General features: G+C 49.2%; 13 protein-coding genes, 2 pseudogenes and 1 other annotated feature. Of the genes and pseudogenes, 7 read left to right on the top strand and 8 right to left on the bottom strand.

Annotated elements, in window-relative coordinates; all coding sequences use genetic code 11:
• Positions 1 to 117 precede the first annotated feature (117 nt).
• The 6 genes and pseudogenes from phoU to JCM11969_RS13895 all read right to left on the bottom strand — a co-directional run bounded on the left by phoU (position 118) and on the right by JCM11969_RS13895 (position 5,172).
• Positions 118 to 819: a phosphate signaling complex protein PhoU gene (gene phoU / locus JCM11969_RS13870; protein WP_054712076.1), complete on the bottom strand. Its 702-nt coding sequence runs from the start codon at positions 817 to 819 to the stop codon at positions 118 to 120.
• 10 nt (positions 820 to 829) lie between these two features.
• Positions 830 to 1,585, bottom strand: a pseudogene (gene pstB, locus JCM11969_RS13875) (phosphate ABC transporter ATP-binding protein PstB).
• A 13-nt stretch (positions 1,586 to 1,598) separates the two neighbouring features.
• A pseudogene (gene pstB, locus JCM11969_RS13880) lies at positions 1,599 to 2,390 on the bottom strand (phosphate ABC transporter ATP-binding protein PstB).
• 8 nt (positions 2,391 to 2,398) lie between these two features.
• Positions 2,399 to 3,286, bottom strand: a complete 888-nt coding sequence (gene pstA / locus JCM11969_RS13885) for a phosphate ABC transporter permease PstA (RefSeq protein ID WP_054712078.1) — start codon at positions 3,284 to 3,286, stop codon at positions 2,399 to 2,401.
• Positions 3,283 to 4,191, bottom strand: a complete 909-nt coding sequence (pstC, locus tag JCM11969_RS13890) for a phosphate ABC transporter permease subunit PstC (protein ID WP_054712081.1) — start codon at positions 4,189 to 4,191, stop codon at positions 3,283 to 3,285. Before pstC ends, pstA begins: the two co-directional genes overlap by 4 nt.
• Before the next feature lie 78 nt (positions 4,192 to 4,269).
• Positions 4,270 to 5,172: a phosphate ABC transporter substrate-binding protein PstS family protein gene (locus tag JCM11969_RS13895; RefSeq protein WP_054712088.1), complete on the bottom strand. Its 903-nt coding sequence runs from the start codon at positions 5,170 to 5,172 to the stop codon at positions 4,270 to 4,272.
• A gap of 192 nt (positions 5,173 to 5,364) precedes the next feature.
• On the opposite strand from JCM11969_RS13895, the gene JCM11969_RS13900 reads away from it, so the two are divergent.
• The 3 genes from JCM11969_RS13900 to JCM11969_RS19340 all read left to right on the top strand — a co-directional run bounded on the left by JCM11969_RS13900 (position 5,365) and on the right by JCM11969_RS19340 (position 8,453).
• Positions 5,365 to 6,078, top strand: a complete 714-nt coding sequence (locus JCM11969_RS13900; protein ID WP_054712090.1) for a winged helix-turn-helix domain-containing protein — start codon at positions 5,365 to 5,367, stop codon at positions 6,076 to 6,078.
• A 708-nt stretch (positions 6,079 to 6,786) separates the two neighbouring features.
• Positions 6,787 to 7,248, top strand: a complete 462-nt coding sequence (locus tag JCM11969_RS13905) for an NUDIX hydrolase (RefSeq protein ID WP_054712092.1) — start codon at positions 6,787 to 6,789, stop codon at positions 7,246 to 7,248.
• Entirely contained in the window at positions 7,245 to 8,453 is a 1,209-nt protein-coding gene (locus JCM11969_RS19340; RefSeq protein ID WP_225353320.1) for a C39 family peptidase, read from the top strand. Before JCM11969_RS13905 ends, JCM11969_RS19340 begins: the two co-directional genes overlap by 4 nt.
• Here the strand turns inward: JCM11969_RS19340 and JCM11969_RS13915 are convergent.
• Positions 8,450 to 9,541, bottom strand: coding sequence for a DmpA family aminopeptidase (locus JCM11969_RS13915; protein ID WP_054712095.1), 1,092 nt, complete (start codon positions 9,539 to 9,541; stop codon positions 8,450 to 8,452). The two genes, JCM11969_RS19340 and JCM11969_RS13915, sit on opposite strands and share 4 nt — an antisense overlap.
• 93 nt (positions 9,542 to 9,634) lie before the next feature.
• Positions 9,635 to 10,228, bottom strand: coding sequence for a M15 family metallopeptidase (locus tag JCM11969_RS13920; protein ID WP_054712096.1), 594 nt, complete (start codon positions 10,226 to 10,228; stop codon positions 9,635 to 9,637).
• Positions 10,229 to 10,342: 114 nt separating this feature from the next.
• Between JCM11969_RS13920 and hisJ the strand changes: the two genes are divergently transcribed.
• From hisJ to hisD, 4 genes are all read left to right on the top strand, one after another.
• Positions 10,343 to 11,188, top strand: a complete 846-nt coding sequence (hisJ, locus tag JCM11969_RS13925) for a histidinol-phosphatase HisJ (protein ID WP_225353321.1) — start codon at positions 10,343 to 10,345, stop codon at positions 11,186 to 11,188.
• 69 nt (positions 11,189 to 11,257) lie between these two features.
• Positions 11,258 to 11,518: a binding site (T-box leader), on the top strand.
• A 53-nt stretch (positions 11,519 to 11,571) separates the two neighbouring features.
• Positions 11,572 to 12,711 (top strand): ATP phosphoribosyltransferase regulatory subunit, encoded by a 1,140-nt coding sequence (locus JCM11969_RS13930; RefSeq protein WP_054712100.1) that lies wholly within the window; start codon positions 11,572 to 11,574, stop codon positions 12,709 to 12,711.
• 5 nt (positions 12,712 to 12,716) lie between these two features.
• Positions 12,717 to 13,349, top strand: coding sequence for an ATP phosphoribosyltransferase (gene hisG / locus JCM11969_RS13935; protein ID WP_054712102.1), 633 nt, complete (start codon positions 12,717 to 12,719; stop codon positions 13,347 to 13,349).
• A 4-nt stretch (positions 13,350 to 13,353) separates the two neighbouring features.
• Positions 13,354 to 14,637 carry a histidinol dehydrogenase gene (gene hisD, locus JCM11969_RS13940; protein WP_054712104.1) on the top strand — a complete coding sequence of 428 codons (1,284 nt, stop codon included), beginning with the start codon at positions 13,354 to 13,356 and terminating at the stop codon, positions 14,635 to 14,637.
• Positions 14,638 to 15,165 lie beyond the last annotated feature (528 nt).

The raw sequence follows: 15,165 nt of genomic DNA on the forward strand, positions 1-15,165 counted from the left end.
TCTTTAATATTATAGTAGTGATTTGGATATTTGCAATTTAATTTGAATCATCAAGCATATGTAAAAAACTAAATCGATAACGCCAAGCCGACGATATCGCTTTAGTTTTCAGTTAATCTATTTTTGATCCAGTGCCTGCTGCACCAACTCAGGTTGCGTCTTGCCCAGATTCAACTCAACAATTTCGCCATCCACATTATAAACAACCTCTTCAGCAAGGTTCACAATGTGATCCCCAATTCGTTCAAGAATCTTAACGACCAACAGGTAGCCTGAACTTACCTGTGCCATGTCGGGTTCCTGCTGCAGGGTAGTTGAAACCGTGTGGCGGATTCGAACGTACTGTTCGTCTACTTGAAGGTCTTGATGGGCCACCGAAATCGCGAGCTCTGTGTTGAGCTCGGCTGTGGCCTCCAGGATGTCGGCCAACATGCTGCGAATGAGTTCACTGAGGTCGGCCACAGCCTTTTCAATGTCAGCGTTTCGAACGCTGGATTTCAGACGAAGCGTTTCACGGGCAATCCCAGTGGCGTGGTCACCGATACGCTCTAGATCAGCACTGGCTTTCAAGATGGAGATCACGGCCCGAAAATTATCGGCAAAAGGTTGCTGAAGGGCAATCAATTCGAGGGCTTCTTTTTCCAATTGAACCTCAGCCTTGTTGATCTGCTGATCAGTGGTGATGACTAAGTTGGCCTTTCCCTGGTCATGATCGACAAAGGCTTGAGTTGCCCGGTTGATCTGCTGATTCACATGTTGCCCCATTTCTGTAAAGTGGTCGTTCAGGGTGTGAAACATTTCTAAAAAGTGCGTTTGCATACGGGGCCTCCTAGCCAAATTTACCGGTGAGATAGTCGCTGGTGGCCTGTTGCTCTGGCGTTAGGAAAAACTGGTTTGTCTCCCCAACTTCAACGAGGTCGCCGTTTAGCATAAAAGCGGTACGGTCTGAGATACGTGATGCCTGTTGCGGGTTATGAGTGACGATGATGATCGTGTACGTCTTCTTTAGCGCCATCAATGTGGCCTCAATCTCACTGCTGGAGATTGGATCCAGTGCACTGGTCGGCTCATCCAATAAGATGATGTCAGGTGAGACCGCCAGTAACCGAGCGATGCAGATTCGTTGCTGCTGACCGCCGGAAAATGACAGGGCGTTTTTATCGAGATCATCCTTTACTTCGTCCCACACGGCAGCCTGTTTGAGCGCCCATTCAACCTTCTCTGCGATGGCTGTTCGACTTGGGCGGCCGTTTAAACGTAATCCGTAGGCGACATTTTCTCGAACCGAGAACGGAAAGGGATTCGGTTGTTGAAATACCATCCCGATTTGTTCGTAAGGCAACTAAATTGGCGTTTGGCGCGTACAGATCCTGACCTTTAAAGTTGAAGGTTCCCGTAATCGTCACATTGGCGATCATGTCGTTCATCCGGTTGAGGCATCGTAAATAGGTCGACTTGCCGCAACCGGAGGGGCCGATCAGGGCAGTGATCGTGTTGGTTCATAGTCTAATGAAATACCATGCAATGCTTCGTGGTCACCGTATGAGAGGTGGACATTTTTTGTGGATAAGAGGGGCGTCGTCATTTGTCGCTCCTTTCTAGCCAAAGTGGCCGGTAACATAGTCGCGGGTGATCGGCAGTTGCGGCGTTTGAAATAGGTTACTTGTGGTATCAAATTCCAGCACGTGACCCAGATGGAAAAACGCCGTGTACTGACTAATGCGTGATGCCTGCTTCATGTTATGGGTCACGATAATGATGGTGTAATGTTCCGCCAATTTAATTAAGGTGCTTCGATCTTTGCCGTGGAAATCGGGTCGAGGGCACTGGCAGGTTCATCCAGCAATAAAACGTCTGGTTGAACTGCCAAAGACCGCGCTAGACAGAGGCGTTGTGCCTGACCGCCAGACAGCGATAACGCACTCCGGTCGAGTGTGTCCTTCACTTCATCCCACAGCGCAGCTTCTTTTAAACTAGTTTCGATCCGTTCATCTAACTCCGCCTGATTGCGAATACCATAAGCTTTGAGCGCAAAGGTGATGTTATCGCGGATGGACTTCGCAAAGGGATTCGGCCGTTGGAACACCATCGATGTGCCGACGAACCGCATAAACGTTGACATTTTTCGCATTGATATCGGTGTCATGATACATAATTTTTCCCGTAACGGTTGCCACATCATCGTTCATGCGGTTTAAACTTCTGAGAAATGTGGATTTACCGGATCCTGAGGCGCCGATCAGTGCGGTGATACGATTTTCCGGAAACTGTAACGTCGCGTCGTGCATGGCATGGTTGTTGCCGTAGAAAACTTGCAGGTCTTCAGTCGTGATTGCTGATGGTAGGTCTGGCGCCATCAGGTAGGTTTGAGAAAAGTCCGTGTTTTGCATAGATTACCTCACTTATGTCCGGTCATTTTCCGGTAGAGATGGGTGCCAAGCGCGCGTGCACTCAGATTGACAATGAGGAGCACGATGATCAAAACCGCTGAAGCACCGCTAGAAATCGTGAGCGCATCCGGTGTAACACCTTCCGTATTCACTTTCCAGATATGCACAGCAAGCGTTTCAGCGGGGCGCATTGGGTTCAAAAAACTGTCTGCGCTCAGAGGATTCCAGTTGGTGTAACTCACGATCGGCGCACTTTGCCCTGCCGTGTAGATCAACGCGGATGCTTCACCAAATACGCGGCCGGCGCTTAAAATGATACCGGTCAGGATCCCGGGCAGCGCTGCTGGGAGAATGATGCCCTTGATCGTTCGCCAGTTGGAGAGTCCCAGTGAGACACCTGCTTCATGTTGACTGGTCGGGACTGCGTTCAGTGACCCTTCAATGCTGCGAATCAAAAGCGGTAAATTGAAAAAGGTCAGGGCAATTGCGCCGGAAAGGATTGAGAAGCCAAAGTGAAATTGGATCACGAAGAGCAAGTAGCCAAACAAGCCAACGACCACTGACGGCAATGAACTCAGGACTTCGATGGCGGTTCGAATGAGGTCTGTCAGCCAGTTGTCTGCAGCATACTCTGCCAGATAGATAGCTGCTCCTAAGGCCAGGGGAAACGAAATGACCAGTGTCAACACCAGCAAGTAGCAGGAGTTAAACAATTGGTCTCGAATGCCGCCGCCCGCCGCAAAGGACTGCGAGGGTGAAGTCAGCAAATGCCAGGTGACATGGGGCAAGCCGATCGTTAAGATATCGCCGACTAAAAAGACGAGGATTAAGATTACAAAGACGACCATTGAGTTGATCAACAGGGTGGCAACACGATTTGTTCGTTGTGGTGTCATGGATTAAAACGCCCCCGTTTCCCGATAAACCGGATGAGCAGGTTAAAGACGAGCGACATGAGCAGCAGAATTAATGCCAGTGACCATAGCGCGTTGTTGGGTAGGGTGCCCATCACGGTGTTACCGATTTGGGTCGTCAGCTGACTCGTTAAAGTCGACGTGGCTGACACGAGTCCGTGAGGCATCAATACGGCGTTTCCAATCACCATTTGGACGGCGAGCGCCTCACCAAAGGCCCGGGCCATCCCAAAAATGATAGCGGTGAGCAGTCTGGGTGTTGCGGCGCGTAAAATGACTTTATAGATGGTCTGCCACCGGGTGGCACCCAGTGCAAGCGATGCGGAGCGCAAATGTGATGGGACAGCATTTAACGCATCAACTGAGAGGGAAGTTACCGTGGGCAAAATCATAACAAAAAGCACACTAGTGCCGGCGAGAATCCCCACCCCAGTGCCACCGAACAGGGTGCGAATAATGGGGACGATAACAGTTAAGCCAATGAACCCGTAAACCACGGAGGGAATGCCGACGAGCAGTTCCATGACGGGTTGCAGGATCTTGCTGCCGCGTTGCGGGGCAATTTCTGTCATGAATAGGGCTGCCGCAATGGCGAAAGGCGTGGCCACAATGGCTGATAACAGGGTGACCATAAACGAGGTGGTGATCATGGGCAACGCGCCTACTTGCGGATGTCCGGCCTTGTCTAAGACGCTGGGGTTCCACTGGGTGCCTGAGATAAATTGCCAAAGGTCAACGTGATCTTGAAAAAAGGTCGCCAGTCCGCGTGAGGCAATAAAGTAGAGGATACTGACAACTAGAATGGTGATGATGCCGATACAGCCATAGCTGATCAGTCGGCCACGACGGTCTTCATGTGTGGCCTTTGAGGGTGAGGTAAGATCCATAAAACGCCTCCAAATAAAAGAGAGGGTCCTAGGCAACGACTGCCGCGGCCTGGAATCCTCAATTAGTGTTCAACCAACTTATTTTGCGGACACAACGTTTTGCGCGTTTTTCGTGACCTTCATGGATTGCATGTTAATGTACCCAAGGTTCTTGACGAGCCCTTTTTGAATTTTAGTGGTGAGCATGTACTTCAGAAATTGGGCCGTTTGTTTATTTGGTTGGCCCTTCGTGTACATGTGTTCATATGACCAGATCTTCCATTTGTTAGTAGTCACGTTGGCATCAGTCGGTTTCACGTGGTCGATACCAACTGCCTGAATATCAGGTTTGATGTAGGAAAAGGCCAGGTAGCTAATAGCACCAGGAGTTGAGGTCACTAATTTTTGCACCGTACCGTTTGAATCCTGTTCTTGAGAAGTGATTGCTTTTTCACCCTTCAAAACAGCCGCTTCAAAGGTTGCACGGGTGCCACTTCCCTGAGCACGGTTAATGACAGTGATTTTTTGGTCTTGACCGCCGACTTCCTTCCAGTTCTTGATCTTACCGGTAAAGATATCGCGGAGTTGTGCCATGGATAAGTTTGTGACGTCGACTTTTTTATTGACCACGGGTGCCATTCCGACAACGGCAACTTGGTGATCGACCAGTTTCTTAGCCTTAACACCTGACTGCTGTTCAGCAAAGATATCAGAGTTTCCGATTTGCACGGCACCCTGCTGAACCTGACTGAGACCAGTCCCTGACCCGCCGCCTTGAACGGTCAAAGTGGTGTCTTTATGATCCTTTTGATAATCAGTTGCGGCTTGTTCGACGAGGGGTTGTAACGCCGTTGATCCGACTGCCGTGACCTTGGTTGTTTTGGCTGAGGTGCTTGTGCTAGACGACTTTGACTTACTGTTGCTGCTTGAACTGCAGCCGCCTAATAGCAGGCCAACGAGACCCATGGTAACGATGGTGGACGCAATGACTTTGTTCTTCATAAGTAGAACGCTCCTTTTAAATAGTGGCTTCAATGATAGTAACGTCGTGGTTTGTTCCTAACCACAAACTTAGTATAAATCGCCAATGTAAAGATACTGTATGGTTCTTGTAACGTTTATGTAAAGGGGGTATTTTATTTCGGAAATTTGTGCCATAAATAAGGGTAGCCAAAAATAATAGGAGGTGCCACCATGACTCGCAGCATCTTATTAGTGACTGAAAACGCTAATCTAGCGGCGCGTTTAAGCCGGTTGATCGGCGATTGGAAACTGATTGAAGCGCCAAGTCTACCACCAGAATTTTTACTCAGTCGTTATGACCAGACCATGATCATCTTTGATATTCAACACCAAGTGCTCGTTGCAAACCAGCGGGCAAACCTGGAATTACTCCGCCAGCAGTTCAGCGGTCCGCTGCTGGCGATCGGCTACCATCAGGCTGGGTCGGCACTTGCTTGCACACTGCTTGAAAATCTGCATTTTGATGACGTTTTAGACTGCCTGATGACCGATTCCGAATTGCGGGCGCGAATTAGTCAGAAAATTTGGTCGGCAACGCACCGTGAACGGATCGCGTCGATTCCAACGCAGACGCTGCAAGTTGGGCGACTCATGATCGATTTTCAACACTATCAGGTGACAGCAGGCGGCAAACGATTAGAGATGGGGCCACTGGAGTTTAGGTTGCTAGTGTTCTTCGTCCAGAACGCAAACGTCGTCCTGACCCGCGGCCAAATTGCAGAAGGTGTGTGGCATAATCGCCGCGATGCGACGATGCGGGCGATTGATTCTCACATTAGCAAACTGCGCAAATTGATTGAGTTAGACGCTAAGATGCCGGCTTATTTGGTGACTGTGCGCGGATTTGGGTATCAGTTTAAAACGGAGATGGAGGTTGCTGACTGATGATTTTTTAGGAGGGGGGTAGATATTTTTACTATGTAATCGTTTTAGGCAGGCATCCTTAGAGAAGAAATTTTGGAGGTTCACTTTTTGATAAGATTGTGAGGATTTTAGTTCTGAGATTTGTTTGGCGCCGTGGTTTTGGGTCTTATTGTCGAAACGTTTTTCGCAAGGTGTCTGTCCATTGTTGGGTGATTCAAAGTAACGCTTTAATGTTGCTTCGTTCCACCGTTCGGACCTGCGGACACGTTTCCACTACGCTATGATTCTGGCAGTGGTCGGCATAAGGTATATCATGAACTTTCTAATTTAATCGTTACTGGTGACTAGCACCTCATGAGAAGCAATGCTGTTAATAGCCTTATTAGCAGTCGAGGGCGGATTCTCTACGAACTAGTTTTAAAGCTATTGTGATGCTTAACTAGTGATAAAAGGGTAGCGCAACGTCAGTGGAATGGAGCAATTTGGCACGGAGCTGTGGTGTCGACATCAGTTAGCAACCGTATTGTGGTCGGTTACTATGTGCGAGACGACTGAGATCCACTCGAGAGCTGCGCAGCAGAAATCGAGTTAGCTCAGTCGCGAGCCACCACACGGAGTGCCAAATTGCGGAATGCAGCGGACTATCACCTAACATTCTGCCTAACCCGCCTTGCTACACACTCTGCTATAATAAACCTAACCTAAAACCAAATCGGAAGGATGACCAAGATGGCAGATTACATTCATGAAGTACGGCAGTTGGTCGGGCACCGGCCCCTCATTCTCAACACCGCTGCTGGCGAAGTTCTTAATGATCAACAGCAGTTATTGCTGCAGGAACGCACTGATACAGGTGACTGGAGTTTTCCCGGCGGTTACATGGAGTTTGGCGAGTCGTTTGAGGACACTTGCCGGCGCGAATATTTAGAGGATGCGGGGCTTCAAGTTGAACCGGTTCGGTTGCTCAAGCTCTTTGATAAGGATTTTTACACCTATCCCAATGGTGACCAGACACAGCTGATCACCGCGCTGTACCTTGTGAAGGTCATTGGTGGTCATGAACTGGATCACGTGACAAATGAAACGCAGCAGGTGAAGTATTTTGATTTGGACAACTTACCAAAGTTATTTAATGATCAGAGTGTCAAAATGGCACAGGCCGTAATTGATGATGTGGAGGCAAACCGATGAAAATAACGCAAGCAATCGATCATCAACGCGCAATTGTCGGCAATCAAAATGGCACTCGACTCGTTGATAACACCGGAGCGCTGATTGATATGTTAAGCTTTCAGGACCTTGTGACGATTACTCAGATCATGACTGATAATCACCAGGAATGGGCGCAAACGCGACTGGGGCTGGTCCCACTAGAGGACCTTGTTTTCGTGCCGAACATCACAGTCAGCCGGCCGCTAACGGCGCAAACAATTATTGTCAGTCAACTCGGTGGCGTGCGAGGCGTTAGCACTGCCGGCGATTTTGGCAATCAGTATGCGTTCAAACAAACGGTGGCTATTCAGGCCGATGTGACAGCCACGGATGCCCGCTATTTTGAAACGACTAACGGGGATCTAATCCTTCAAGACGCCTGCCACATTGTGGGGCAACCCATGGTCGTAACGTCTCGCCCAACGACTGCCTCTTATTTGCAAGTTGTGACGCCGACGGGAGCCCAAGTATTTAATGACGCAGAACAAGTCGTCGATCGGCTGGCAGCTGGCAGTTTACGGACCATCATCGGTGAAGTCGTGGATGAATTGGGACAGCATTTTATCCAAATTGAAAACAAACAGTACGTTGCAAAAACTAACGTTGTGTTGCTTTCTGATAATTCACCGGTTGCCATTAACGATTATATGATGTTAGGCGCTGAAAATATCAATCAGTTATTCTGCGGCATGCCCAACGGCTGTGAACCAGCAGCACTTCTCATGGGGCTCCATTGGAAAGCTGAAGCCGCGACGTTAGACTACGGTGCCTTTCTAGCTGAGATGCCGATTGCTGCGGACTACAACCCGTACCACGGGTTTGGCGGTGACCCAGCGGATGATGTTGCTGGCCGGTTTGAAGCAATTTTTCCAGAACCCTTAACGAAATGGGCAAACCGGTATGGTCGCGCCCGGAACGTAAGTGGTGCTGATACGGCCCAACTGAAGGACATGCTGACAGAAAAAAATCCCATCGTCACCTATGTGACAGTGGGATTTGAAACACCTGTTTCAGATGACTACGCTTTTGGCCGTGCCCTGAGTAACAACCATGCCGTGTTGCTGGATGGGCGTTGTGGCGAGCTGCTACACGTGTCGGATCCAATTGATGGCGCTTATTGGTTGCCGGTGGCGCGGTTTGAAAAAGCCTATAACGCGCGCCACTGGGCCGTAGAATTACTTTAAATACCGAGCTGTTGTTTGAGCCGCTCTAGTGCAGCGTCGGGTGTGACGGTCAGATAGTGGTCAATGGCATCGCGGAGACTCTGTCGCGGTTGGCCTTTCCGGTCAGTCACAGTGGTGGCGTGTGTTAACACACTGAGGATAGCTTCCTCAACGACACTGACCGTCATGCGAAAGTAGCGGTCAAACTTGTCGTCGCTGATGGCGGCCTGAGTGGTCAATTCCGTTTTCGGGTAGTGGCTGATTCGGTTTGCTGTTGAAAATGCGAGGACGATCTCGCCGCTGCCGTTACCGATAAACGCACCTGTCCGTGTAATGCCTACGCTCGCCCGTTTACTGATTCGGGTGAGCTGTCGAGAATTAAAGGGAATATCTGTCGCGATGATCGTGATGATACTCCCATTTTCTTTGGCTTTTTCGGCATCTTGTAATGCCGCGAGCTTGGCGCCCACTGGTTCATTATAAATATTGAGGTCGCGTAGAAAACCGTAGTTTGAGAGGACAAGGGCGCCCATGGTAAACGGCTTGCCGTCGATGTTGATCACGCGGGAGGCTGAGCCAATGCCGCCTTTGAGGTCGTAGCAGCTCATGCCAACGCCAGCACCGACCGTACCTTCCTCAAAGCTTGTGCTGGTCGTTGCGAGTGCTTGGGTGACATCGGCTTCAGTGACAAAAATGTCGCGGATCGCATTAATGTCACCATCATTACATTCCATAATGACTGGATTAACCGTGCCAGTTGTGACGCCGATATCCGGGTTATCCGCCATCAGCGCCTTTACTAACGCAGTTTCGGCCGTTCCCACAGCAAACGTGTTTGTCAGGACAATGGGGGTTTCTAATGTGCCGAGTTCTTGGACTTGAACGAGGCCCGTACTTTTTCCAAAGCCGTTGATGACGTGAGCGGCGGCTGGCACCTTATTTTGAAAAACGTTGTCTGGCGTTGGTTTAATGACCGTGACGCCCGTGTTATGAGTCCCGTCTTGATAAGTAACCTGGCCAACGGTGACGCCAGGCACATCGGTAATGAGATTCTTTGACCCTGGTTTTGTGGTGCTGACAGGGTCAAGAAAGGGGTGGGTAAGTCCCATGTGGATCGTCTCCAATTCTGAAAATTTTTGTGTATTGCTTCATGACAGGATACTAATATAACGAATCGTTGTAAAATAACAACACAGCGTTAGCTACTCTGCATAATCATTAGGGTCAACCTGTTTTGGCCCATATGCCTCTGCATCGTTGTCCTGGTAGTCCCACCACTCGTTTTCATATCCGTGAAAATCGGCCTTCGTCATGACGTCAAGCAGCAGCCGGTAATACCGGTCTTGTTCGTCAGTGCGCTGATAGCTGAGTTTCGCACGGTCTGAAAAGTCGTCAAAGCCGCTTTGCATCGGTAACTCATTGCCGTCGAGGTCGGTTAGTGTCAGGTCAAACGTGACCCCTTTTTCATGACTATAATTTGGATTTGGCGGCGCTACCCACATGGGGTCGGGGCATACTGAAAAGAGTTTTTCTTGCGCAATGGTGGGCCGGTAAGCATCCCAAATTTTGATTCGGTAGCCTTGAGCGCGTAAGAGTTGCGCAGCAATACCTAATTTTTTGGCGGTACCAGTACGCGCAACCGCGGTCTTGAAGTCATAAATCATTTGGCCGGTGAAGTTGTCCGTCGTGGCATATTTGAGATCAACAATAATGCTGTCATCGATGGTCTGCAGGTTGGTAAATCCCGGATCTGGCACAATATCTTTCGCAACCGTGATCCGATTATCGTTAAACATAGACTGGACTGACCTCCTTTGACAGGGTAATATGAAAAATAAATGAGAACTTAATAGGGTTATTATACCAAATTGTTTGTTGGATAACGCAGATCGACTGAAATGAGGTGCCATATGATCAAAAAGGAAGGCCATTCGCACACGGAGTTTTGCCCGCATGGCAGTGGTGATGATGTTGAATTGATGATTCAAAAAGCGATTCAATTGGGGTTCAAAGAATATTGTATTACCGAACATGCGCCACTACCCGATGCCTTTTCCAGTGAGTATGCTGGTGAAGAAACAGGCCTAACTGAGGCATCGATGACAATGAGTGACCTGCCCGCTTACTTTAAGAAATGTCACCAAATGCAGGCCAAATACGGTGCTGATCTAGCCATTAAAATCGGGTTTGAAATTGATTTCCTGGCCGGCTATGAAGACTGGCTGCGTGGCTTTTTAGCAAGCTATGGGCCACAGACAGATGAAAATATTCTCTCCGTGCACTTCATGCGTGGCACGGACGACAAGTTTTGGTGTGTAGATGATACAATGCCTGATTTTAAAAAGGGACTCTTGCAACATCAGCCTGATGGGCAGAAACTCTACCAACAATATTTTAAGGCGCTGAATCAAGCAATCATAACTGATTTGGGACCCAATGCGCCCCAAAGAATCGGGCACATCACCCTGATTAAAAAATTTCAGGACTATTTCCACTTACCTCTGACTTACACGACAGAAACACTTAAGGTTGTCGATACTTTATTAGAGAATATTCATAATCAACACAGACAGCTGGATTACAATGCTGCGGGATTGTACAAAGAATTTTGTAATGAAACTTACCCAGACTTTGAAATATTGAAACGTGCCACCAGCCTTAATATACCGCTAATTTATGGCAGTGATGCGCACAGTGTTAAAGAGGTAGGTCACGGGTACCATACGCTCATTGCGCAACAGCTAGTAGCCAATTAATTTTAAATTAGGGTTGACTTCCTGAAAAAACGGGGTATATTTTATTCATACATTAAAACTAAATGACAAAATAAAGTTGTGATTAGAACAAGTAATCAACGCATCGTGTAAAGCGAGTTTGGGATGATGGGATCCGAGCCACGGTGATTGATGAAACCACGTCTATGAACTGACCGGCTGAACTTGAGTAAGCCGGTACGCATGTTTAGCGTTATCAGGGTTGCCCCTAGCTGTTCTCGCCTTAGCGACGACTAGCAGGTGGCAACGTAAGGTTGTCTATCGTGAGGTAGCAACAAAATGAGGTGGAACCACGACTCGATCGTCCTCGTAAGCTTTAATTAGCTTACGGGGATTTTTTTAGTTTCAGGAAATGGAGTGAGACGATGAAGAACCGTAATTTACCAAGCGGCACCCGCGATGAATTTGGCGTTCGTGCTGAAATGAAAGAAGCCATCACTGCGAATTTATTCGCCATCTTTAAACGGCGCGGCTTTTCCAAACTAACCACACCGATTCTCGAATATGCGGATGTGTTCAAACCGCTGAACCTCACCAATTATCGGCCGTATCAGCTGTTGGACGAACAGGGGGAAGCATTGGTTTTACGCCCTGACCTGACACTGCCAGTCGCGCGGGTCATGAGTACCACCGGCGTTGAGTTGCCCGCAAAATGGTATTACAGCGGCGATGTGTTTCGGGTCAAAAAGCAACTTTCCGGCAGTTACAACCAACTCACGCAAGCCGGCATTGAGCTTGTGGGTTATGCGAGTCTCAAAGGTGAGTGGGAATGTTTAAAAATTGCGCTGGAAGGCGTCGCAGCAGCCGGCATTACCGACTGGACGCTGGAACTTGGCGATGCACGCTTCACGGATGCCGTCCTTGCCGCGTTGCCCATCCCCGAACCAACCAAGAACGCCTTGAAGCAAGCCTTGTTCGCTAAGGACCTTAGCCGGTATAAGCAACTTTGCAAACCACTGGCAGACACCGCATTTGAGCCGTTCCTCAACGAATGGCCGTGGCTGTTTGGATCGTTCAACGATGTTATTCAAGTCGTGGACACGTTACCAGACATTGCCGCGCTTGTACCGGTCATCAGTAATTTGAAACAAACGGCTGGCTTTATCAAAACGCAGGCGCCAGACCAGGAAGTCTTCCTCGACCTCAGCATTCCGTCCCCGCAGAGTTACTACACGGGCATGGCGTTTCAGGGGTACACCCAAAATTCCAGCGACTACCTCTTTAGCGGCGGCCGGTATGACGAACTGCTGACCAGTTTCCAACAGGTCAAAGAACCCGCGGTTGGGTTGGCGTTTGATACGGATGCATTGGTTGACCGGATGCCGGAACCAGCTTCTGCCGACCAGACCTTGATCTACTTCGATACTGACCAGTGGCAGTTAGCTGAAGCCACGCTGAATGACACACCCAACAGCACGTTGTGTTTGGCTGACAGCCGCGAAGAAGCCGGCCAGATCGCGACCAGCACCAATCGCACCCTCATTGATCTAACGGAAGGCAGGTGAGCACCATGACCATTAAAATTGCCCTAACCAAGGGCCGTGTTGAACAGCAGGTCGTGCCACTGCTTGAAGCCAGCGGCATCGACTGCAGCGGCGTTCGCAATAAGGGCCGGCGGTTGATTTTCAACGAAGACCCGAATTTCCAAATCATTTTGGTCAAGGGACCCGATGTTCTGACGTATCTCAACAACAGTTCCGTCCATATTGGGATTGTTGGCAGCGATATCCTTGCCGAACAGAATAACCCGCAATACGCGATGTTAGACATGGGGGTCGGTAAGTGCCGTTTCGTCCTTGCGTCCACCCGGGATTTCAATCCCCAGCAGGTTCGGCGCAAGATCATTGCCACGAAGTACCCGAACATCACCAAGCGGTACTTTCAAAGTATCGGCGAAGATGTTGAGATCATTAAGATCGAGGGCTCGGTGGAGTTGGCGCCGCTTATCGGTTTGGCCGACGCCATCGTCGACATCACGGAGACAGGCACAACGTTGAAGGAGAACGACCTGCACGTTTACGCCGAACTCCAACCCGTCAGCACCAAATTAGTTGTCAATCGACTGGCTGTGAAACAGTACCGGCCGGAAATTAAAACCGTCATTAACAAGTTGCAAGAAGCCCAAAAAAATTTAGGAGTGTAGCCATATGAAAATTTTGAAAAACCAAACGTTAGACCAATTACTTGAACAAGTTGACCGTCAAACTGACCAGCAGGCTAACCAACCAGAAGTTGAAGCAACGGTTGCCGGTATCATCAGTAATGTCATTCAAAATGGCGATGACGCGCTACGCGACTACAGCCGCAAATTCGACAAGGTTGAACTCACTGACCTGCGCGTGCCGCAAAGCGATATTGATGCCGCGTACGAAAATGCTGATCAGGATTTAATCGATGCGTTGAATCTCGCCAAGAACAACATTGTCAGCTACCACAAAAAGGAAATTCAAAACGGCTTCGTTGATGCAGAACAACCCGGCGTTGTTCGTGGCGAGAAAATCACACCATTAGCCGCTGTCGGGTTATACGTTCCCGGTGGGACTGCCGCTTACCCATCATCGATCTTGATGAACGTGATTCCCGCTAAACTCGCTGGGGTTTCCAAAATTGTCATGGTCACACCACCCCAAAAGAATGGTATCGGCCAAGCCGTTTTAACCGCTGCTAAAATTGCCGGCATCGACGAAGTTTACCAAGTCGGTGGTGCGCAAGCCATTGCCGCGTTAGCTTATGGGACGCAAAGCATTCCCCGCGTCGATAAAATCACTGGCCCTGGGAACATCTTCGTTGCTGTGGCCAAGAAACAAGTTTTCGGGCAAGTCGACATTGATATGATTGCCGGCCCTTCCGAAATCGGCGTCATTGCTGACGACAGCGCCAACCCCCGTGAAGTGGCGGCTGACCTGTTATCTCAAGCTGAACATGATAAGCTCTCGCGGCCAATGATGGTCACACCAAGCGAATCATTTGCTCAAGCTGTTTCCGACCAAATTGATGAACAACTCAAAACGTTGCCCCGTGAAGAAATTGCGAGTGCTTCCGTTGAAAATAAAGGGTTCATTGCCGTTACGGACACCCTGGATGAAGCCTTTACCGTCATGAACGCCATTTCTCCAGAACACTTGGAGATCGAACTTGCTGACGCCATGCAATATCTCAACCAAATTCAAAATGCCGGCTCCGTCTTCCTTGGCTTCAACGCTTCAGAACCCGTCGGCGATTACGTTGCCGGTCCAAACCACATCCTGCCAACTGGCGGTACAGCACGGTTCTTCTCTCCCCTTGGCGTTTCCGACTTCGTTAAACGCATTCAATTTGTCACCTATAGTAAGGCTGCTCTGAAAAAGGAAGAAAAGGCCATTACGACTTTGGCACGTGTTGAGGGGTTGGAAGCCCATGCTCGGGCTGTTGAATCACGGTTCGCAGATTAGCGTTTTGAAATTCGTTGCATTGCGCGATTTGGCACTCCGCAGTGGTGGCTCGCTAATGAGCTAACTCGATTTCTGCTGCGCAGCTCTCGAGTGGATCTCATTCGACTCGCATATCACTAGGTGGCCGAAGATCGCGCCCACCAAGTGATATCGACACCACAACTCCGTGCCAAATCGCTCCATTCCACTTCCACTGACGTTGAACTTGTTGCATAAATTAGTTAAGCAACGCAATGGCGTTAAACCGAGTTCGAGGAGAATCCGCCCTCAACTGCTAGTAAGCCATTTGATAGCAATGCTTTATGCAATGTTTCAGATAACGATAGTGATTAATTGAAAGCTGTCACGGCAACGCCATGATGAGTTATCGTCAATGCTGAATAATACAGGTATCTTAGCGTAGTGGAGCCGTTCGGCCCTGCAGGCTGTGGTGTCGGTGGTTGTTAGCGACCGTTCTTTGGTCGGTTACAAACACGGGAGACGTAGGAGATCCTTGAATTTCTGCTAAGAAATTCAATAGCTCCGGAG

This window comes from Secundilactobacillus paracollinoides DSM 15502 = JCM 11969, assembly GCF_001311135.1.
GTDB classification, from domain to species: domain Bacteria; phylum Bacillota; class Bacilli; order Lactobacillales; family Lactobacillaceae; genus Secundilactobacillus; species Secundilactobacillus paracollinoides.